Raw genomic sequence first — 19,237 nt, 5'->3', positions numbered from 1 at the left:
CGACCGCTGCGCGCTCGATCGCCGGCAAGTCCGGCTCCCACAGGATTGGCTGTGCGCTCAGGTCTGGTGTTTACCAGGTCAGCACTGCCCCCACGGCAAAGGTATCGGTGTCTTCATTCTGCGCATCGCCCTCATGCCCGTCGATCTCGAACTGGTTGTACTCGGCCACCAGCTTGAGGTTGTCGTTGATGTCATGAAACAACGCAATACCACGGGTTTCGTAGTCGGCGCCGGTGTTCACCGCGCCATTGCCGTCATCCTTGGTCTTGCCATACGACAGCGCCAGGCGGTTCTTGCCGACCTTGTACGAGCCCTGCAGCAGGTAACCCTTGCTGTCCACTTCGCGCAAGGTCGCCTCGCCGGCATTGTTGGTGAAGAACGGGTTGATGCCCTTGGCGGTAAAACCCGAACCGGTCAGCGAGAACCCGCCCATCTTTGCCTGCACGCCATAGCCGAGACCTTTGGAGGTGACCGAGTCGACACTGCTGTCGGTATTGTCCGAAGTCTGGTAGGTGCCGTTGAGCCAGCTGTAGACCTGCGCCCCGCCCAGGTCGAACTGGTAGGTGATCTCGCTCTCGGTGCGCGGGTTTTCCTGATAGGCCTTGCCCACCGCGCTGTCGTCGTTGGTGTCGACCGGGTCCATGATCCCCACGGCGATGCGCAGGCCTTCCATTAGCGGTGTGCGGTAGGTGATCTGCGAGGTCGGGAACGGGTACGGGTAGCCACTGCCGATATTGCCGAACGACACGCCGCCGCCATCCACCAGGCCCAGGGTGTCACTGACCTGGCCATAGCCTGCGAGCAGCTCGTCGAGGAGGATGTTGGAGCGGGCGAACAGGCCGAAGTCCTTGCCGATCAGCACCTCGCCCCACTCCGGGTTGGCGACGGTGCCGTAGAACTGCCGCACGTCGATGGCGGTGTCGGTGCCGTTGGTTTCGCTGTCGTTGATGGTCACCCAGAACGAGGCGCGGCCACCGAGCTTGAGGTCATCCACCTGGCGGGTCATGTTGAAGCCCAGGTAGTTGGGCAGAAAGCCCATCTTCACCCGCGACTGGCGACGATCGTACTGCTCCCCTGCCCGATCGACGTCGCTGTTGACGTAGAAGGCGTTGATGTAGCCGTCGGTGGAAAAGGTCGTCTGCTCCTTGTCGTAAAGCATGATTTCGGCATCGGCCAAGGGACTCAGGCCCAGGGCCACGAGGCTGGTCAGCAAAGGCAGGAAACGGCGATTGGCGTTTTTATTGTTGTGCATGGCGCTCTCCGCAAACGGGGGGACGAATGTCGGAGGGGATTATCGAAATGCGCGCCAGGCAGCCATACGCTGCCTTGGAACGTACAGAGTGCTGCTTTGGCGCCGCGGGCCTGGCTCCCCGCAGGCGGAACTAATACCTTGTTCGCCGGTGTCACAAGGCTAAAGTGGCAAGTCCCGGTGCGTTAGGCGCGCCTACCCATGCAAAAATGCAGATTCAGCCTGCAGATTTACGGATTGTATTGGGCAAATTTGCACTGATACGATCCTTCGATCCTCTAGCGCCTATCCAGACCGTGTTAAAACACGTGGAAAATCAATAACAAAGCAGGGAGACAGCGATGACCGCGCACGCTCAAGCGCCAACCGAAGCCCATGTACTGGCCGAGGTTCGCAATCATATCGGTCACTTGACCCTCAACCGCCCCGCCGGCCTCAACGCCCTGACCCTGGACATGGTCCGCAGCCTGCAGCACCAACTGGACGCCTGGGCCGCCGATACCCAGGTGCACGCCGTGGTGCTGCGTGGCGAAGGCCCGAAAGGCTTCTGCGCCGGCGGCGACATCCGTTCGCTGTACGACAGCTACAAGGCCGGCGACAGCCTGCACCGGGATTTCTTCGTCGAGGAATACGCCCTCGACCTGTGCATCCACCATTACCCCAAGCCGATCCTCGCCCTGATGGACGGCTTCACCCTCGGCGGCGGCATGGGCCTGGCCCAGGGCGTCGACCTGCGGGTGGTCACCGAGCGCAGCCGCCTGGCCATGCCGGAAACCGCCATCGGCTACTTCCCTGATGTGGGCGGCAGCTATTTTCTCTCGCGCATTCCCGGCGAGCTGGGCACCTACCTGGGGGTCAGCGGCGTGCAGGTGCAGGCGGCCGATGCGCTGTACTGCGGCCTGGCCGACTGGTACCTGGACAGCAGCAAGCTCGCCAGCCTCGATGAACGCCTGAACACCCTGAGCTTTGGTGAACACCCGCTCAAGGACCTGCAAGGGGCGCTGGCCAAACTCGGCACCCAGGTGCTCGAAGACGCGCCGCTGGCCAAGCTGCGTCCGGCCATCGATCACTTCTTCGCCCTGCCCGATGTTGGCAGTATCGTGGAGCAGTTGCGGGCAGTCACCGTGGCCGACAGCCACGACTGGGCGGTGAAAACCGCCGACCTGCTGGACAGCCGCTCGCCGCTGGCCGTGGCCGTGACCCTGGAGATGCTCCGCCGTGGCCGCCACCTGAGCCTGGAAGACTGCTTTGCCATGGAGCTGCACCTGGACCGCCAGTGGTTCGAGCATGGCGACCTGATCGAAGGCGTGCGTGCGCTGATCATCGACAAGGACAAGCAGCCACGCTGGAACCCCGCCACCCTCGCCGGCCTCAGCCGCCAGCGCGTGGATCAATTCTTCGAAGGCCTCTGAGGCCTGGAGTACGCAGATGCAAGACCTGGAACTGACTGAAGAACAGATCATGATCCGCGACATGGCCCGGGATTTCGCCCGCGGCGAAATCGCCCCCCATGCCCAGGCCTGGGAAAAGGCCGGCTGGATCGATGACGGCGTGGTGCAGAAGATGGGCGAGCTGGGCCTGCTCGGCATGGTCGTGCCCGAGCAATGGGGCGGCAGCTACACCGACTATGTCGCCTATGCCCTGGCGGTCGAGGAGATCGCCGCCGGCGATGGCGCCACCGGCGCACTGATGAGCATCCACAATTCGGTGGGCTGCGGCCCCCTGCTCGCCTATGGCAACGCCGAGCAGCAACAGACCTGGCTCGAACGCCTGGCCAGCGGGCAAGTGATTGGCTGCTTCTGCCTGACCGAGCCGCAGGCCGGCTCCGAAGCCCACAACCTGCGCACCCGCGCCGAGCTGCAGGGCGAGCACTGGGTGATCAACGGCGCCAAGCAGTTCGTCAGCAATGCCCGGCGTGCCGGGCTGGCCATCGTCTTCGCCGTCACCGACCCGGAGCTGGGCAAAAAAGGCATCTCGGCCTTTCTGGTACCCACCGATAACGAAGGCTTCGTGGTCGATCGCAGCGAACACAAGATGGGCATCCGCGCCTCCGACACCTGCGCGGTGACCCTGAACAATTGCCGCATCCCCGCCGCCAACATGCTCGGCGAACGCGGCAAGGGCCTGGCCATTGCCCTGTCCAACCTCGAAGGCGGGCGTATCGGCATCGCCGCCCAGGCCCTGGGCATTGCCCGCGCGGCGTTCGAGGCGGCGCTGGTGTATTCGCGTGACCGCATCCAGTTCGGCAAGCCGATCAACGAGCACCAGAGCATCGCCAACCTGCTGGCCGACATGCAGGTGCAGATCAACGCCGCACGGCTGTTGATCCTCCACGCCGCGCGCCTGCGTAGCGCCGGCAAGCCATGCCTGAGTGAAGCCTCACAGGCCAAGCTGTTCGCCTCGGAAATGGCCGAGCGGGTGTGCTCCAAGGCGATTCAGGTGCATGGCGGTTATGGGTATCTGGAGGACTACCCGGTCGAGCGCTACTACCGGGATGCGCGCATTACCCAGATCTACGAAGGCTCCAGCGAGATCCAGCGCATGCTGATTGCCCGGGAGTTGAAGCACTACACCTTGTAAACACGGCCTACTGTAGGAGCGGGCTTGCCCCGCGATAGCGATTCAACCGTGATATCGCATCGCGGGACAAGCCCGCTCCTACAGTCACTCCTCGACGTGCACGCTGTCGAGGTAGCTGCGCACTGCCCATAACGCCTCCTGGCTGAGGTAGTCGGCCATCTTCGGCATGTACACCCGGCCATCGCGTACCGCGCCATTGCGCACCCGCTCAACGAACCATTCATCACCGGCGGCGCCTTCATCGAGCAGGCGCAGGTCCGGCGCGATGCCACCGGACTTGGCCTCCAGGCCGTGGCAGGCGGCGCAGTTCTGGTTATAGGCCGAAGCGCCGATCGACACCGCCTCGTCGTGGTCCTTGCTGTTGCGGTAAGGGTTTTCTGCGCGCCACTGATCACCGAGCTTTTCCAGGTTGCCGGTATTGACCGCGGTCGGCGTGACGTTGCCATGGGCGAAAGCCCCGGCGCTGCTCATCAGGCCGACACCGACGATCAGGCTCAACCAGGCGTGTTTTGCTGTTTTCATTGTTCTGCCCTCGACTGCTGTTTGCACGCAAGAACCTCTCGGCTGAAAGGTTGTGCCGGCATCTTAGGAAGGCCCTGGCAAGGGCCCCATGCTGCTTTGGTGGTCGCAGCCTCCTCCCTTGGTAGTAGCGCTTGTGGGGCAGTGCCAAATCATGTCCGGCTTGGGAAATTCTCCCGTGAAAGCCGGGAGATTTTCCGTATCGATCCCACCCTTGGCGTTCCAGGCTATGCAGGCCAAAACCTTCATTGGGAACTCCAACCATGACAATAAGATCGTTACCCGCCGCCCTTTCTCCGCTGTCTGCCGCCGTGCACACCGTCCTCCTGCTCGGCAGCCTGGCCCTGGCCCCGCATGCCCTGGCAAAACCGGTGAGCTGGGAAGACATCGCCGACGACCACAAGAGCACCGGCAACGTGCTGCAGTACGGCATGGGCACCAATGCCCAGCGCTGGAGCCCGCTGGCCCAGGTCAACGACCAGAACGTGTTCAAGCTGACCCCGGCCTGGTCGTACTCCTTTGGTGATGAGAAGCAGCGCGGCCAGGAGTCCCAGGCCATCGTCAATGACGGGGTGATCTACGTCACCGGCTCCTACTCGCGGGTATTTGCCCTCGACGCCAAGACCGGCAAGCGCCTGTGGACCTACAACCATCGCCTGCCGGACAACATTCGCCCGTGCTGCGACGTGGTCAACCGCGGCGCCGCCATCTATGGCGACAAGATCTACTTCGGCACCCTCGATGCCCAGGTCATTGCCCTGAACAAGGACACCGGCAAGGTGGTGTGGAAGAAGAAGTTCGGCGACCACAGCGCTGGCTACACCATGACCGGCGCCCCGACCCTGATCAAGGACCAGAAGAGTGGCAAGGTGCTGCTGATTCACGGCAGCTCCGGCGATGAGTTCGGCGTGGTCGGCCAGTTGTATGCCCGCGACCCGGAGACCGGTGACGAGGTATGGATGCGGCCCTTCGTCGAAGGCCATATGGGCCGCCTGAACGGCAAGGACAGTACCCCCACCGGCGACGTCAAGGCGCCATCCTGGCCCAACGACCCGACCACCGAGACCGGCAAGGTCGAGGCCTGGAGCCATGGCGGCGGTGCCCCGTGGCAAAGCGCAAGTTTCGATGCCGAGACCAACACCATCATCGTCGGCGCCGGCAACCCAGGCCCCTGGAACACCTGGGCGCGCACGTCCAAAGACGGCAACCCGCACGACTACGACAGCCTTTACACCTCCGGCCAGGTCGGTGTCGACCCGAGCACCGGCGAGGTCAAGTGGTTCTACCAGCACACCCCCAATGACGCCTGGGACTTCTCCGGCAACAACGAGTTGGTGCTGTTCGACTACAAGGACAAGGACGGCAAGCAGTACAAGGCCACCGCCCATGCCGACCGCAACGGCTTCTTCTACGTCGTCGACCGCACCGACGGCAAGCTGAAGAACGCCTTCCCGTTCGCCGACAACATCACCTGGGCCAGCCATATCGACCTCAAGACCGGCCGCCCGGTAGAAAACCCCGGCCAGCGCCCGGCCAAGCCCGAGCCAGGGCAGACCAAGGGCAAGCCAGTGGAAGTGTCGCCGCCGTTCCTCGGTGGCAAGAACTGGAACCCCATGGCCTACAGCCAGGACACCGGCCTGTTCTACGTGCCGTCGAACCAGTGGAAAGAGGAATACTGGACCGAAGAGGTCAACTACAAGAAAGGTTCGGCCTACCTGGGCATGGGTTTTCGCATCAAGCGCATGTACGAGGATCACGTCGGCTCGCTGCGGGCCATGGACCCGACCACCGGCAAGATGGTCTGGGAGCACAAGGAGCGCCTGCCACTGTGGGCCGGGGTGCTGGCGACCAAGGGCAACCTGGTGTTCACCGGCACCGGTGACGGCTACTTCAAGGCCTTCAACGCCAAGACGGGCGAAGAGCTGTGGAAATTCCAGACCGGCAGCGGCATCGTCTCGCCGCCGATCACCTGGGAACAGGACGGTGAGCAGTACATCGGCGTGACGGTCGGCTATGGCGGCGCGGTACCGCTGTGGGGTGGCGACATGGCCGAGCTGACCAAGCCGGTGGCTCAGGGTGGCTCGTTCTGGGTGTTCAAGATCCCGGCCTGGGACACCAAGACAGCCCAGCGCTGATTTGACGCCCTCTCGCCGGCAAGGCCGGCTCCCACAGTGGATCGGTGCATACCAAATCCTGTGGGAGCTGGCTTGCCAGCGATTGCTATCGCCCAGCCCCAGGAGATCCCCATGAAATACCTCCCGCTACTGCTCACCCTGGCCTGCACCCCCGCCCTCGCCGATGACGACACTCCCTTGACCATCAACGGCTGCACCATCGCCCAGGAAAGCCAGTGCCCCAACGCCAACCTGCGCAACGCCGACCTGAGCAACCAGGACCTGCGCAAGATGAACCTGGTCGGTGCCGACCTGCGCGGGGCGAATTTGCGTCATGCGCGCCTGGACCTGGCCAACCTGGAAAAGGCCCAGCTGCAAGGCGCCAACCTCACCCGTGCCAGCCTGCAGCAAAGCAACCTGCGCCTGGCCGACCTGCGTGACGCCAAGCTGGTTGCCGTACAAGCCTGGGGCATGTTCGCCCAGGGCGCCAACTTCGAGAACGCCGACTTGAGCGCCGCCTACCTGGAGTTCGCCCGCCTCTCCGGGGCCAAACTGCACAACAGCAAATTGCAGGCCGCCGACCTGGAAATGACCTGGTTGAGCAAGGCCGACCTCAAGGGCGCCAACCTTGCCGACGCCAACCTGCAGGAAGCCAAGTTCGGCGAAAGCAACCTGGAACAGGCCGACCTGCGCGGCAGCCGTCAGCACTACGCCAACTTTCAGGACAGCAACATGGAAGGCTGCCAGGGTTGCCCGAAAACCTGGGATTAAGCGGCAATGCGCAACAGGCCCGCCTCGATCGCCAGGTGCACCATCTCGGCCTGGGAGGCGACCTGCAGTTTGCTCTTGAGCAGGGTCAGGCAGTTGGACACAGTCTTGGCGCTGATGCACAACTGCTCGGCGATCAGCCGGGTCGGCGTACCCTTGGCCAGCATCAGGAAGATTTCGGTTTCGCGCGGGGTCAGGCCTTGCACGCGGGTATGACGCCCTTGGCAGGCCAGGTCGGTGGCCAATGCCTGTTCGATGTAGGCATGCCCGGACAGCACCCGGCGCACGGCTTCCAGCAACACCGCAGGCCCCGCTGCCTTGGACAGAAAGCCACAGGCGCCCGCCTCCATGGCCTGGCGCACCAGGCCCAGGTCAGTGTGCTCGCTGAAAAACAGCACACGCAGTTGCGGCAGGCGCTGGCGCAGGCGCCGGGTGGTTTCCAGGCCGCTGATCCCGGGCAGGTCGAAGTCCATGATCACCAGCCCCGGCAACTGCTCGCCGACCTTGTGCAGGGCCTCTTCGCCGCTGGCCGCCTCAATGATCGCCATGCCCTCCAGGCCCTGTTGCAGCGCAGCGGCCAGGCCCAGACGCAGCATGGGGTGATCATCGACCAGTAAAATGGCCATCTCAACGTGCTCCTGCGGGGTTTCCCCATGCTAGATCGCCCATCTGGGCGCCCGACTACTACTTTGGTACTGTTTTGCTTGTCGATGGTCGCATTCCCAAAGCGTTGCACCTGGCCTGTAATACAGGGGTGCAGCACAACCACAACAATAAGGTGCAAAGCCATGTACAAGATCCTGATCGCCGACGACCACCCGTTGTTTCGCGAGGCCATCCACAATGTCATCAGCGACGGCTTTCCCGGCAGCGAGGTGATGGAAACCGCCGACCTCGACAGCGCCCTGGCGATCACCGGCGATCACGATGACCTCGACCTGATCCTGCTCGACCTGAACATGCCCGGCATGCACGGCCTGGGCGGGCTGATCAACCTGCGCAACGAGGCGCCGACCATCCCGGTGGTGATCGTTTCGGCCGAACAGGACAAGCAGGTGGTACTGCAGGCCATCACTTACGGCGCCGTCGGCTTTATCACCAAGTCCTCGCCGCGCTCGCAGATGACCGAGGCCATCGAGCAGATCCTCAACGGCAACGTCTACCTGCCACCGGACATCATCCGCACCCAGAAAAGTAGCAGCCGGCGCAGCCATGGCGAACACCAGGGCTTTGCCCCGGAACTGCTGCAAGCCCTGACCCGCAAGCAATTGCTGGTGCTCGAACGCATGACCAAGGGTGAATCGAACAAGCAGATCGCCTACAACCTCGACATCGCCGAAACCACGGTCAAGGCTCACGTGTCGGCGATTCTGCGCAAGCTCAATGTGCACAACCGCGTGCAGGCGATCCTCAGTGCCGGCGACATCGACTTCACCGCCTACCTGCGGCGATAGCCCTGGCATATCGCATTCATGCAAATTAGCCATTGAAACCTTGGCAAGGCCTGAAGTAAGCTCGGGAACATCAACTGGAGAGTCATATGTCGCACACACCCCTCACTCACGCTTGCAGCACCGGTCGCCTGTCGCGCCCTGTGGCGGCTGTCGAGTGCGCGACCGCCTCCCCGGCAGCGTTTTATTTTGGGTATTGGTTTAGCCACAGGCGCCGCTGATACCCACACCGGCGCCCACTTTCAAGGGGCCGCCGAACACGAGAATACTCAACCCCCGGTCGGCCCCCCGACCGGGGGTTTTGCGTTTCAAGGCCCCGGCAATTACCGAATTACATTGAGGAACAGAACATGAACTACGCCACCTACCACCGTTACCAACGCTTCAGCTTCTGGCGATTTAGCCAATCCCGTTCGGGCCAGCCTGCCGCCTCCGATCGGTCACTTGTTGGTGGCACGCACACACATGACGTCAATCCGGCCAACTGTCGAACACCTCGATAGGGCCGACAGCGCGGGCCAGACCCCGCCAGCCGCCCAGGAATCCAGAACATGCAATCGTCCACCCTCGCTCTGCCACTGTCCGAACCTTGCGCTGCCAACAGCGCTGTCAGCCAACGTCTGCCGAGCCCGTTGCTGCTCAAGCAGCAAATGCCGCTGTCCCCCGCCCTCGCCGCCCAGGTCGAAGCCCATCGCCAGGCCGTACGCGCCATTCTCGACGGCAAAGATAAGCGCCTGCTGCTGATCGTCGGCCCTTGCTCGCTGCACGATCCCCGCTCGGCCCGCGAATACGCCCAGCGTCTGGCGCGCCTGGCTGCTGAGGTCAGTGACAAGATGCTCCTGGTGATGCGCGCCTACGTGGAAAAACCGCGCACCACCGTCGGCTGGAAAGGCCTGGCCTACGATCCGCACCTGGATGGCAGCGACGACATGCACGGCGGCATCGCGCTGTCCCGCGGGCTGATGCTGGCCATGCTCGAATGCGGCCTGCCGGTAGCCACCGAGCTGCTGCAGCCGATGGCGGCCGGCTACTTCGATGACCTGCTGAGCTGGGCGGCGATTGGTGCGCGCACCACCGAATCGCAGATTCACCGCGAGATGGTCAGCGGCCTGGGCCTGCCGGTCGGTTTCAAGAACGGCACCGACGGCGGCGTTGGCATCGCCTGCGACGCGATCCGCAGCGCCGCCCACAGTCATCGGCATTTCGGCATGGACGTGCAAGGCTACCCGGCGATTGTCGAAACCCTGGGCAACGCCGACACCCACCTGGTGCTGCGCGGCGGCAACAAGGGGCCGAACTACGACCCGCAAAGTATCGCCCTGGCTCGCCAGGGCCTGGCCAAGGCCGGGGTCGCGGCGCGCATCATGGTCGATTGCAGCCACGCCAACAGCGGCAAGGACCCATTGCGCCAACCGGCGGTGTTCAACGACGTGCTCGAGCAGCGCCTGCAGGGCGACACCTCGCTGGTCGGCATGATGCTTGAGAGCCACCTGTTCGACGGCTGCCAGGCGCTGGGCGCGCAGCCGCTGAAATACGGTGTGTCGATTACCGATGGTTGCCTGGGCTGGGATTCGACCGAACGTTTGCTGCGTGAGGCGGCTGAGCGGTTGTGAGCCTTATCGCGGGGCAAGTCGGGTCGCCGCACCGCCCCTCCCACTTGCCCCGCGATTACTATCAGCCAACCCTCATTTGCGTTAGGCTTGGGGTTTTACCCCAAGGAGCCACTCCCATGGCCAAAGCCACTGCCCGTCACATCCTGGTTGCCACTGAAGACAAGTGCAATGAACTGAAAGCCCAGATCGAAGCTGGCGCCGATTTCGCCGAAATCGCCAAGGCCAACTCCACCTGCCCATCGAGCCGCCAGGGCGGCGACCTGGGCTCGTTCGGCCCGGGCCAGATGGTCAAAGAGTTCGATACCGTGGTGTTCAGCGCACCGGTCAACACCGTGCAAGGCCCGGTGAAAACCCAGTTCGGTTATCACCTGCTGGAAGTGACCAGCCGTCAGGATTGATCGCTGGCTGACAAGCCGGCCCTCAGGGCCGGTTTGTTCACCCGAGTGACCTGCTAAGCTTCAGCCACAGTCGTGGTTCAGGTGGTCAGGCGCTTGCGAATTGCTCCCTTCCCCTTCCTGTTGTTCGTCTTCGGCCTGGCACTTGCCTGGTCATGCGCCGCCACGTCAGCACCCGTTCACGCCCTGACCGTCTACGGTGAAGCGCCGCGTTACCCGGCCGGCTTCCAGCACTTCACTTACGCCAATCCCAACGCGTCGAAAGGCGGAACGTTGCGCCGCTCGGCCATCGAGATCGGCCAGTTCGACCACCTCATTCCCTATATCGACAAGGGCATCGGCGTTGCCGAGGTCGATGGCTGGCTGTACTCACCGCTGGCCGTGCGCTCGCAGGACGAGCCCTACACGGTGTATGGGCTGGTGGCGCAAAAGCTTGAACGCGATCCCGACGGGCACTGGCTGCGCTTCTATCTTGACCCTCGAGCACGCTTTGCCGATGGCCAGCCGATCCGCGCCGAGGATGTGCGCTACACCTTCGAGCTGTTCATGCGTGCGGGCAATCTCAGGTACCGCACTCAATTCGCCGATGTTGATGAGGTCACGGTAGAGAACCCGCGGCAGATCATCTTCCACTTCAAAAGCAACCAGAACCGCACGCTGCCCCTGGACCTGGCGACCTTGCCGGTACTGCCCGAGCACTGGTGGAAGGACCGCGACTTTGCCAATGGTGCCGGCTTCGAAGCACCGCTGGGCAGCGGCCCGTACAAGGTCGGCCGGGTCGACAACGGCCGCAGCATCACTTTCGAGCGCGACAAAAGCTGGTGGGGCCGCGACCTGCCGGTCAACCGTGGCCGCTACAACTTCGACCAATTGCGCATCGAATACTTCGGCGACACCGAAGTGGCGCGCCAGGTGCTGCGCGGCGGCGGCTTCGACTACAACCGCGAGTTCTCCGCCACCGCCTATACCCTCGGCTATGCCAGCCCGGCCCTGGACGATGGCCGCCTGCAACGCGCGCACCTGGCCAAGGATGCGCCGCAGACCGCCCAGGGATTTGTCTTCAACCTGCAGCGCCCGGTGTTCAAGGACCGCCGGGTACGCCAGGCGCTGGCGCTGTTGTGGGACTTCGAGTGGAGCAACCGGCAGATGATGCGCAACCTGTACATTCGCCAGCAGAGCTTTTTCGCCAACAGTGACCTGGCGGCGCGCAGCGTGCCCGATGTGCAGGAGCTCAAGTTGCTCGAACCGTTGCGCGGGCAGGTGCCCGACGAGGTCTTCAACCAGGTGTTCGAAGCGCCGCGCACCGACGGTTCGGGGCTGATTCGCGACAAGCAACTGCAAGCGCTGGCACTGCTCGAGGCGGCTGGCTGGAAACCCCGGGGCGATCAGTTGGTCAACGCCCAGGGGGAACCGCTGACGTTCACCTTCCTCAATGGCCAGGCCGGCTTCGAACGCCTGCTGCTGCCGTGGAAGCGCAACCTGGCGCAGATCGGCATCACCCTGGAGATCCGCCGCATCGACGCCTCGCAGTACGTCAACCGGCTGATGGCCCGCGACTATGACCTGATCGTCACCGGCTACCCGGTGTCGCCGTCGCCGGGGCTTGAGCTGTACAACTATTTTGGCTCGGCGGCAGCCAACGACCCCGGCTCGAACAACTACATGGTGCTGCAGGACCCGGCGGTGGACCGCCTGCTCGACGGCCTGGTCAAGGCGGCGAGCAAGGCCGACATGCTCCACCATGCCCATGCCCTGGACCGGGTGCTGAGCTGGAACTACTACTGGATCCCCAACTATTACCCGCCTGGCTCATCCACCGTCTGGTGGAACCGCTTCGGCCTGCCCAAGGTGCAGCCGAGCTACGACGAAGGCCTGGACAGTTGGTGGGAAGTCAGCCCGACGCCGCTGACCAACGCGCAGATGGCCGAGCGCCTGGGGAGCCCGCCATGATCGGCTACATCCTGCGCCGTCTGCTGCTGATCATCCCGACCTTGTTGATCATCCTGTTGGTCAATTTCGTCATCGTCCAGGCCGCGCCGGGCGGCCCGGTCGAGCAGGCGGTTGCGCGCCTGCAGGGCATTGGCGGCGGTGCGCCCGGGGCCAGCGCCGAAACCCTGCACGCCAGCTCGCGCGCCAGCCGCGGCCTGGACCCCAAGTTGCTGGAAGACATCAAGCGCCAGTACGGCTTCGACAAGTCCGCGCCCGAACGCCTGTGGCTGATGCTCAGCCAATATGCCCGGCTGGACTTCGGTTCCAGCTTCTTTCGCGGCGCCAAGGTTACCGACCTGATCCTGGAGAAGATGCCGGTGACCCTGTCGCTCGGCTTCTGGGCCACGTTGATCACCTACCTGGTGTCGATTCCTTTGGGGATCCGCAAGGCGGTGCGCCACGGCACGGCGTTCGATGCCTGGAGCAGCAGCCTGATCGTCATTGGCTATGCCCTGCCTTCGTTCCTGTTCGCCCTGCTGCTGATCGTGTTGTTTGCTGGCGGTACCTCGCTGAACTGGTTTCCGGTGCGCGGGCTGGTTTCGGAAGACTTCGGCCAGCTCAGCCTGCTGGGCAAGATCGCCGACTACTTCTGGCACCTGGTGCTACCGGTGGGTGCGCTGGTGATCGGCGGTTTTGCCACGCTGACCCTGCTGACCAAAAACGCCTTTCTCAACGAGATCACCCGCCAGTACGTGATCACCGCCCGGGCCAAGGGGCTGAGCGAGCAGCGGGTGCTGTATGGGCATGTGTTTCGCAATGCCATCCTGCTGGTGGTGGCCGGCATTCCCCAGGCGCTGATCAGCGTGTTCTTCGCCGGCTCCCTGCTGATCGAGGTGATTTTCTCCCTCGACGGCCTGGGGCGCATGAGCTACGAGGCGGCAGTGTCGCGGGATTATCCGGTGGTGTTCGGCTCGCTGTTCATCTTCACCCTGTTCGGCCTGCTGGTGAGGCTGATCGGTGACCTGTGCTACACCCTGGTCGACCCGCGCATCGACTTTGCCACGAGGGCGCACTGATGTTCAGCCTGTCGCCGGTTTCGCGCAGGCGCCTGCAGCGCTTTCGGCGCAATCGCCGGGGCTGGGTTTCGCTGTGGCTGTTTGCCTTGTTGCTGCTGGTGAGCCTGGGCGCGGAACTGGTGGCCAACGACAAGCCGTTGCTGCTGGGCTATCAGGGCCAGCTGTATCTCCCTGCATTCAAGCGCTACAGCGAACAGCAATTCGGCGGCCAGCTACCGTTTCAGCCGGACTATCGCAGCCAGTACGTACGCCAGCTAATCGAGGGTCAGGGCGGCTGGATGCTGTTTGCACCGGTGCCCTTCAGCGCCGATACGCCGAATTACGATTTGTTGGTACCCGCACCCAGCCCGCCGTCTGCGGTCAACTGGCTGGGCACCGACGACCAGGCCCGGGATGTGCTGGCGCGGGTACTGTATGGCACCCGGGTATCGATTCTGTTTGCCCTGGCGCTGACGGCGATCAGCACACTGATCGGCATCGCCGCCGGCGCCTTGCAGGGCTACCACGGCGGTTGGGTCGATCTGATCGGGCAGCGTCTGCTGGAAGTCTGGTCGGGCCTGCCGGTGTTGTATCTGCTGATCATCCTCAGCGGCTTTGTCGAGCCGAATTTCTGGTGGCTGCTGGGGATCATGGCGCTGTTTTCCTGGCTGGCGCTGGTGGATGTGGTGCGCGCCGAGTTCCTCCGTGGACGCAACCTCGAGTACGTGCTGGCCGCCCGCGCCCTGGGCCTGCCGGACCGTTGGGTGATCCTGCGGCACATCCTGCCCAACGCCATGAACGCCACCCTGACCTACCTGCCGTTCATCCTTACCGGCGCGATCACCACCCTCACCGCCCTGGATTTTCTCGGCTTCGGCATGCCGGCCGGCAGCGCGTCGCTGGGTGAGCTGGTGACCCAGGGCAAGCAGCATTTGCAGGCTCCGTGGCTGGGCTTTACCGCGTTCTTTGCCCTGGCATTGATATTGTCGCTGTTGGTGTTCATAGGCGATGCCTTGCGCGAAGCCTTCGATCCACGGGCATAATCGCAGCCTTTACTCCGGCGGAGCGGCCCATGCAGGACAGTGACAGCCTCAAGGACTATCAGCAGGTGCGCCTGCTGGCGATTCGTTCGCTGTTCGAGATCATCGAGCAGTCCAGCGAAGGCACGATCATCGTCGACCGTGATGCGCGCATCGTCTGGATGAACGAGCGCTATGCCCGGCGCTTTGGCCTTGAAGACGCCAGCAGCGCCATCGGCCAACCGTGCGAAAGTGTCATCCCCGGCAGCCTGATGCGCGACGTGGTGAACAACGGCCGACCGATCCTGTTGGACATGCTCGACACCCCCAAGGAGCCGCTGGTAGTGATGCGCCTGCCGGTGCACGACGCTGCCGGCAAGCTGATCGGCGCCATCGGTTTTGCCCTGTTCGACGAGCTGCGCAGCCTCTCGCCGCTGCTCAAGCGCTACGCCAGCATGCAGCAGGAACTGGCCTCGACCCGCTCGTTGCTGCGCGCCCGCCAGGCCAAATACAGCTTTGCCCAGTTCATCGGCACCAGCGCCGCCAGCCTTGAGGTCAAGCGCCGCGCCCGGCGTGGCGCCAGCAGTGATTCCCCGGTGTTGCTGCTGGGCGAGACCGGCACCGGCAAGGAGCTGCTGGCCCACGCCATCCATGCTGCCTCGCCGCGGGCGCACAAGGCGTTTGTCAGCATCAACAGTGCGGCGATTCCCGAAACCCTGCTCGAAGCCGAGTTCTTCGGTACCGCCCCGGGTGCCTTTACCGGTGCCGAGCGCAAGGGCCGCCCGGGCAAATTGCAGATTGCCGAGGGCGGTACCTTGTTCCTCGATGAGATCGGCGACATGCCCTTGCCCCTGCAAAGCAAGTTGCTGCGGGTGCTGCAGGAAAAGGAATACGAGCCGGTGGGTTCCAACCAGATGATCCAGAGCGATGTGCGGATCATCGCCGCGACCTCCACCGACCTGCAGGCGGCCATGGCCCGTGGCGAGTTCCGTGCCGACCTGTACTACCGGCTCAATGTGCTGCCGATCCAGGTGCCGCCGTTGCGTGAGCGGCTGGACGATTTGCCGGCACTGAGCGAAGCCATTCTTGAAGAGCTGGGCAGCCAGCACGAGCTGGAAGATGAAGCCCAGGCGCTGCTGGCCCGGCATGCCTGGCCGGGCAATATCCGTGAGCTGCGCAATGTGCTGGAACGAACGACCTTGCTGACGGATCAATTGCGTTTGGGGGTGCGGGATGTGCAGGCGGCGCTGGGCAACCTGGCGCCGCTGCAGGTCCAGGCGCCGCAAGTGAACTATAAACAGGCCTGTGCCGAGTTTGAGCGGCAGTTACTCGAAAACACCCTGGCGCGCTGTGCCGGGAATGTACCGGAAGCGGCGCGGCAGCTGGGGTTGGGGCGGTCGACGCTGTACAAGAAACTGGTGGCGCTGGGAATCAAGTCCCAATAACTGGAATCAAGTCTCTTATTAGAGACTTATGCCTATCCCTGTGGGAGCCGGCCTTGCCGGCGATGCAAGGCGCAGCCTTGCCAGGCTTTGGGCTGCGTTGCAGCCCATCGCCGGCAAGGCCGGCTCCCACAGGGCTTGTCTCAACATAGAGACAAATTCAATTGAATCCATTAAAGAATTCACTTTTTACCTTTAAATTCAATAGCTTATAAACATGGCACGATTCCCGCTATCTCCTCCTAACCAACAAAAACAAGATGCACCCAAGGAGACACTCGATGAGTGTGATCATCGCCCTGGCAGCCCTGGCGCTGTTGATGCTGGCTGCCTACCGTGGTTATAGCGTTATCCTCTTCGCCCCCATTGCCGCCCTTGGCGCGGTGCTGTTGACTGACCCTTCCGCGGTCGCCCCGGCCTTTACCGGGGTGTTCATGGAAAAGATGGTCGGCTTCATCAAGCTGTACTTTCCGGTGTTCCTGCTCGGCGCCGTGTTCGGCAAGCTGATCGAGCTATCGGGCTTCTCGCGCTCGATCGTCGCCGCCGCCATCCGCCTGCTCGGCACCCGTCAGGCGATGCTGGTGATCGTGCTGGTCTGCGCCCTGCTCACCTACGGCGGTGTGTCGCTGTTCGTGGTGGTGTTTGCGGTGTACCCGTTTGCCGCCGAGATGTTCCGCCAGAGCAATATCCCCAAGCGCCTGATCCCGGCCACCATCGCCCTGGGGGCGTTTTCCTTCACCATGGATGCGCTGCCCGGCACCCCGCAGATCCAGAACATCATCCCCAGCACCTTCTTCAACACCACCGCCTGGGCCGCGCCCTGGCTGGGCCTGATCGGCACCCTGTTCGTGTTCTGCACCGGCATGCTCTACCTGCAGCGCCAGCGCAACAAGGCCCAGCGCGCCGGTGAAGGCTATGGCAGCGAGCTGCGCAACGAGCCGGAAACCGCCGCCGACCTCACCCTGCCCAACCCGCTGCTGGCGTTGTCGCCGCTGCTGCTGGTGGGGGTGATGAACCTCCTGTTCACCCACTGGATTCCGGCCTGGTACGGCAAGACCCATAGCCTCAGCCTGCCGGGCATGAGCACGCCGGTGCAGACCGATATCGCCAAGCTCACGGCGATCTGGGCGGTGGAAGCGGCGTTGCTGCTGGGCATCCTGCTGGTGCTGGTGGCAGGCTTCGGCGCGATCAAGAACCGCCTGGCCGAGGGCAGCAAAAGCGCGGTGAGCGGCGCCTTGCTGGCAGCGATGAACACGGCCTCCGAATATGGCTTTGGCGCGGTGATCGCCTCGCTGCCGGGGTTTCTGGTGCTGGCCGATGCACTGCGGGCCATCCCTAACCCGCTGGTCAACGAAGCGATTACCGTGACCTTGCTGGCCGGTATCACCGGCTCCGCTTCCGGCGGCATGAGCATCGCCCTGGCGGCGATGTCCGACAGTTTTATTGCCGCCGCCAACGCCGCCAACATTCCCCTTGAAGTGCTGCACCGGGTCGCAGCCATGGCCAGCGGCGGCATGGACACCCTGCCGCACAACGGCGCGGTGATCACCCTGCTGGCGGTCACCGGCCTGACCCACCGCGAGGCCTACAAGGATATTTTCGGCATTACCCTGATCAAGACCCTGGCGGTGTTCGTGGTGATTGCTACGTTCTATGCCACCGGTATCGTTTAAGGAGCACCCTATGAGTCTCATCGGCAAGACAGCAGTCGTCACCGGCTCTACCAGCGGCATCGGCCTGGGCATCGCCCAGGTATTGGCCAAGGCCGGCGCCAACCTGATCCTCAATGGCTTTGGCGATGCCAGCGCGGCGATTGCCGAAGTCGCCCGCCACGGTACCCGGGTCGGCCATCACCCGGCGGACCTCAGCGACGTGGCGCAAATCCAGGACCTGTTCACCTACGCGATGCGCGAGTTCGGCGGCGTCGACATTCTCGTCAACAATGCCGGCATCCAGCATGTGGCGGCGGTCGAAGACTTCCCGGTGGAGCGCTGGGATTCGATCATCGCCGTCAACCTGTCGGCCGTGTTCCATGGTACCCGCCTGGTGCTACCGGGCATGCGCGCGCGCAACTGGGGGCGGATCGTCAACATCGCGTCGGTGCACGGCCAGGTCGGCTCCACCGGCAAGGCTGCGTATGTGGCGGCCAAGCACGGGGTGGTGGGCCTGACCAAGGTGGTCGGGCTGGAAACCGCCACCAGCAACATTACCTGCAACGCGATTTGCCCGGGTTGGGTGCTGACGCCGCTGGTGCAGAAACAGATCGATGACCGTGCCGCCAACGGTGTCGATCCGCAGCAGGCCCAGCACGATCTGCTGGCCGAGAAGCAGCCGTCTTTGGCCTTCGTCACTCCCGAACACCTGGGTGAGCTGGTATTGTTCCTCTGTAGCGAGGCTGGCAGTCAGGTTCGTGGCGCTGCCTGGAACATCGATGGCGGCTGGCTGGCCCAGTGACGGGCAGCCTGGCAACCTGGCTGCGGCATCGTGTTTTTTGACCTGCAAGGAGGCCTTATGCGCCCACTCTCCCTCACCGCGTTGTTCACCCTGACCCTGGCAGTCGGTACTTCGGTACAGGCCGCCAGCCTCAAGGACGTGGCGCCCTACCCCGAGGCCGAAAAAGGCTTTACCCGCCAGGTGATCCACCTGCCAAAGCAGGCTGACGAGTCGGCCTACAAACTCGAAGTGCTGGCTGGCAAGCAACTGGAAGTCGACTGCAACCGCCAGCACCTGGGCGGCAACCTCGAAGAGCAGACCCTGCAAGGTTGGGGTTACAACTACTACCGTCTGGAAAAAGTCATGGGCCCGGCCTCGACCTTGATGGCCTGCCCGGACGGCAAGAAAAAACAGGCATTCGTGCCGGTGGTCGGCGAAGGTTTTATGCTGCGTTACAACAGCAAGTTGCCGGTGGTGGTGTACGTGCCGGAAGGCGTTGAAGTACGTTACCGCGTCTGGTCGGCCTCGAACAAAGTGAAAAAAGCTACAGTGGAATAAAGCACTGCTGATCGCTGGCAATGCCAGCTCCCACAGGAATCGAGTGAACCCAGATCTTGTGGGAGCAACTGTCTTGATCAGGCTGTTTGCACTCGCCAAGGGGTATTGTCCC

The 19,237-nt window shown here is 63.4% G+C and carries 17 protein-coding genes; 14 read left to right on the top strand and 3 right to left on the bottom strand.

Annotation, left to right across the window (positions count from 1 at the left end):
- Positions 1-70: 70 nt before the first annotated feature.
- Positions 71-1,252 carry a porin gene (locus ABM562_RS21145; protein WP_115086708.1) on the bottom strand — a complete coding sequence of 394 codons (1,182 nt, stop codon included), beginning with the start codon at positions 1,250-1,252 and terminating at the stop codon, positions 71-73.
- 338 nt (positions 1,253-1,590) lie between these two features.
- Between ABM562_RS21145 and ABM562_RS21140 the strand changes: the two genes are divergently transcribed.
- Positions 1,591-2,661: an enoyl-CoA hydratase/isomerase family protein gene (locus ABM562_RS21140; RefSeq protein WP_460423226.1), complete on the top strand. Its 1,071-nt coding sequence runs from the start codon at positions 1,591-1,593 to the stop codon at positions 2,659-2,661.
- A gap of 16 nt (positions 2,662-2,677) precedes the next feature.
- A complete protein-coding gene (locus ABM562_RS21135; RefSeq protein ID WP_115086710.1) occupies positions 2,678-3,829 on the top strand; it encodes an acyl-CoA dehydrogenase family protein in 1,152 nt (383 codons plus the stop codon).
- A gap of 84 nt (positions 3,830-3,913) precedes the next feature.
- Here the strand turns inward: ABM562_RS21135 and pedF are convergent, their stop codons facing one another.
- Complete coding sequence (pedF, locus tag ABM562_RS21130; RefSeq protein ID WP_010226528.1) at positions 3,914-4,351, bottom strand: cytochrome c-550 PedF; 438 nt, start codon at positions 4,349-4,351, stop codon at positions 3,914-3,916.
- Between the two features lie 260 nt (positions 4,352-4,611).
- On the opposite strand from pedF, the gene exaA reads away from it, so the two are divergent.
- Positions 4,612-6,483: a quinoprotein ethanol dehydrogenase gene (gene exaA, locus ABM562_RS21125; protein WP_134064614.1), complete on the top strand. Its 1,872-nt coding sequence runs from the start codon at positions 4,612-4,614 to the stop codon at positions 6,481-6,483.
- Between the two features lie 111 nt (positions 6,484-6,594).
- Positions 6,595-7,233, top strand: coding sequence for a pentapeptide repeat-containing protein (locus ABM562_RS21120; protein ID WP_460423223.1), 639 nt, complete (start codon positions 6,595-6,597; stop codon positions 7,231-7,233).
- Here ABM562_RS21120 and ABM562_RS21115 read toward each other — a convergent pair.
- On the bottom strand, positions 7,230-7,856 hold the full coding sequence (locus ABM562_RS21115; RefSeq protein ID WP_115086713.1) for a response regulator transcription factor: 627 nt from the start codon (positions 7,854-7,856) through the stop codon (positions 7,230-7,232). The two genes, ABM562_RS21120 and ABM562_RS21115, sit on opposite strands and share 4 nt — an antisense overlap.
- Positions 7,857-8,018: 162 nt before the next feature.
- Here ABM562_RS21115 and ABM562_RS21110 point away from each other — a divergent pair, with 162 nt between their 5' ends.
- From ABM562_RS21110 to eco, 10 genes are all read left to right on the top strand, one after another.
- Positions 8,019-8,684: a response regulator transcription factor gene (locus ABM562_RS21110; protein ID WP_115086714.1), complete on the top strand. Its 666-nt coding sequence runs from the start codon at positions 8,019-8,021 to the stop codon at positions 8,682-8,684.
- A 548-nt stretch (positions 8,685-9,232) separates the two neighbouring features.
- Positions 9,233-10,294 carry a 3-deoxy-7-phosphoheptulonate synthase gene (locus ABM562_RS21105; RefSeq protein ID WP_115086715.1) on the top strand — a complete coding sequence of 354 codons (1,062 nt, stop codon included), beginning with the start codon at positions 9,233-9,235 and terminating at the stop codon, positions 10,292-10,294.
- A gap of 116 nt (positions 10,295-10,410) precedes the next feature.
- The gene (locus ABM562_RS21100) at positions 10,411-10,692 is read left to right on the top strand and encodes a peptidylprolyl isomerase (protein ID WP_010226518.1); all 282 of its coding nucleotides are present in this window, start codon (positions 10,411-10,413) and stop codon (positions 10,690-10,692) included.
- Between the two features lie 93 nt (positions 10,693-10,785).
- Positions 10,786-12,639, top strand: a complete 1,854-nt coding sequence (locus tag ABM562_RS21095) for an extracellular solute-binding protein (RefSeq protein WP_115086716.1) — start codon at positions 10,786-10,788, stop codon at positions 12,637-12,639.
- A complete protein-coding gene (locus tag ABM562_RS21090) occupies positions 12,636-13,694 on the top strand; it encodes a microcin C ABC transporter permease YejB (protein ID WP_115086717.1) in 1,059 nt (352 codons plus the stop codon). The genes ABM562_RS21095 and ABM562_RS21090 overlap by 4 nt, the downstream gene beginning before the upstream one ends.
- The gene (locus ABM562_RS21085; RefSeq protein WP_115086718.1) at positions 13,694-14,716 is read left to right on the top strand and encodes an ABC transporter permease; all 1,023 of its coding nucleotides are present in this window, start codon (positions 13,694-13,696) and stop codon (positions 14,714-14,716) included. The genes ABM562_RS21090 and ABM562_RS21085 overlap by 1 nt, the downstream gene beginning before the upstream one ends.
- Before the next feature lie 29 nt (positions 14,717-14,745).
- Positions 14,746-16,137 (top strand): sigma-54 interaction domain-containing protein, encoded by a 1,392-nt coding sequence (locus ABM562_RS21080; protein WP_115086719.1) that lies wholly within the window; start codon positions 14,746-14,748, stop codon positions 16,135-16,137.
- A 278-nt stretch (positions 16,138-16,415) separates the two neighbouring features.
- Positions 16,416-17,807 carry a GntP family permease gene (locus tag ABM562_RS21075; protein ID WP_134064942.1) on the top strand — a complete coding sequence of 464 codons (1,392 nt, stop codon included), beginning with the start codon at positions 16,416-16,418 and terminating at the stop codon, positions 17,805-17,807.
- A 10-nt stretch (positions 17,808-17,817) separates the two neighbouring features.
- Positions 17,818-18,588, top strand: coding sequence for a 3-hydroxybutyrate dehydrogenase (gene hbdH, locus ABM562_RS21070; protein ID WP_115086721.1), 771 nt, complete (start codon positions 17,818-17,820; stop codon positions 18,586-18,588).
- Between the two features lie 57 nt (positions 18,589-18,645).
- Entirely contained in the window at positions 18,646-19,125 is a 480-nt protein-coding gene (gene eco / locus ABM562_RS21065; RefSeq protein WP_115086722.1) for a serine protease inhibitor ecotin, read from the top strand.
- Positions 19,126-19,237: the final 112 nt, after the last annotated feature.

The sequence above is a fragment of the Pseudomonas sp. ZL2 genome (assembly GCF_054788455.1).
The sequence above is the reverse complement of the archived record's forward strand: the minus strand, read 5'-3'. Positions and strand labels throughout refer to the sequence as shown.

Excerpts from the sequence above, each read along its gene's own strand:
- ABM562_RS21120 (WP_460423223.1), top strand. The coding sequence starts at position 6,595 with ATGAAATACCTCCCGCTACTGCTCACCCTGGCCTGCACCCCCGCCCTC.
- ABM562_RS21110 (WP_115086714.1), top strand. The coding sequence starts at position 8,019 with ATGTACAAGATCCTGATCGCCGACGACCACCCGTTGTTTCGCGAGGCC.
- ABM562_RS21135 (WP_115086710.1), top strand. The coding sequence starts at position 2,678 with ATGCAAGACCTGGAACTGACTGAAGAACAGATCATGATCCGCGACATG.
- hbdH (WP_115086721.1), top strand. The coding sequence starts at position 17,818 with ATGAGTCTCATCGGCAAGACAGCAGTCGTCACCGGCTCTACCAGCGGC.
- ABM562_RS21085 (WP_115086718.1), top strand. The coding sequence starts at position 13,694 with ATGTTCAGCCTGTCGCCGGTTTCGCGCAGGCGCCTGCAGCGCTTTCGG.
- pedF (WP_010226528.1), bottom strand. The coding sequence starts at position 4,351 with ATGAAAACAGCAAAACACGCCTGGTTGAGCCTGATCGTCGGTGTCGGC.
- eco (WP_115086722.1), top strand. The coding sequence starts at position 18,646 with ATGCGCCCACTCTCCCTCACCGCGTTGTTCACCCTGACCCTGGCAGTC.
- ABM562_RS21100 (WP_010226518.1), top strand. The coding sequence starts at position 10,411 with ATGGCCAAAGCCACTGCCCGTCACATCCTGGTTGCCACTGAAGACAAG.
- ABM562_RS21080 (WP_115086719.1), top strand. The coding sequence starts at position 14,746 with ATGCAGGACAGTGACAGCCTCAAGGACTATCAGCAGGTGCGCCTGCTG.
- ABM562_RS21140 (WP_460423226.1), top strand. The coding sequence starts at position 1,591 with ATGACCGCGCACGCTCAAGCGCCAACCGAAGCCCATGTACTGGCCGAG.
- ABM562_RS21105 (WP_115086715.1), top strand. The coding sequence starts at position 9,233 with ATGCAATCGTCCACCCTCGCTCTGCCACTGTCCGAACCTTGCGCTGCC.
- ABM562_RS21075 (WP_134064942.1), top strand. The coding sequence starts at position 16,416 with ATGAGTGTGATCATCGCCCTGGCAGCCCTGGCGCTGTTGATGCTGGCT.
- ABM562_RS21115 (WP_115086713.1), bottom strand. The coding sequence starts at position 7,856 with ATGGCCATTTTACTGGTCGATGATCACCCCATGCTGCGTCTGGGCCTG.
- ABM562_RS21145 (WP_115086708.1), bottom strand. The coding sequence starts at position 1,252 with ATGCACAACAATAAAAACGCCAATCGCCGTTTCCTGCCTTTGCTGACC.
- ABM562_RS21090 (WP_115086717.1), top strand. The coding sequence starts at position 12,636 with ATGATCGGCTACATCCTGCGCCGTCTGCTGCTGATCATCCCGACCTTG.
- exaA (WP_134064614.1), top strand. The coding sequence starts at position 4,612 with ATGACAATAAGATCGTTACCCGCCGCCCTTTCTCCGCTGTCTGCCGCC.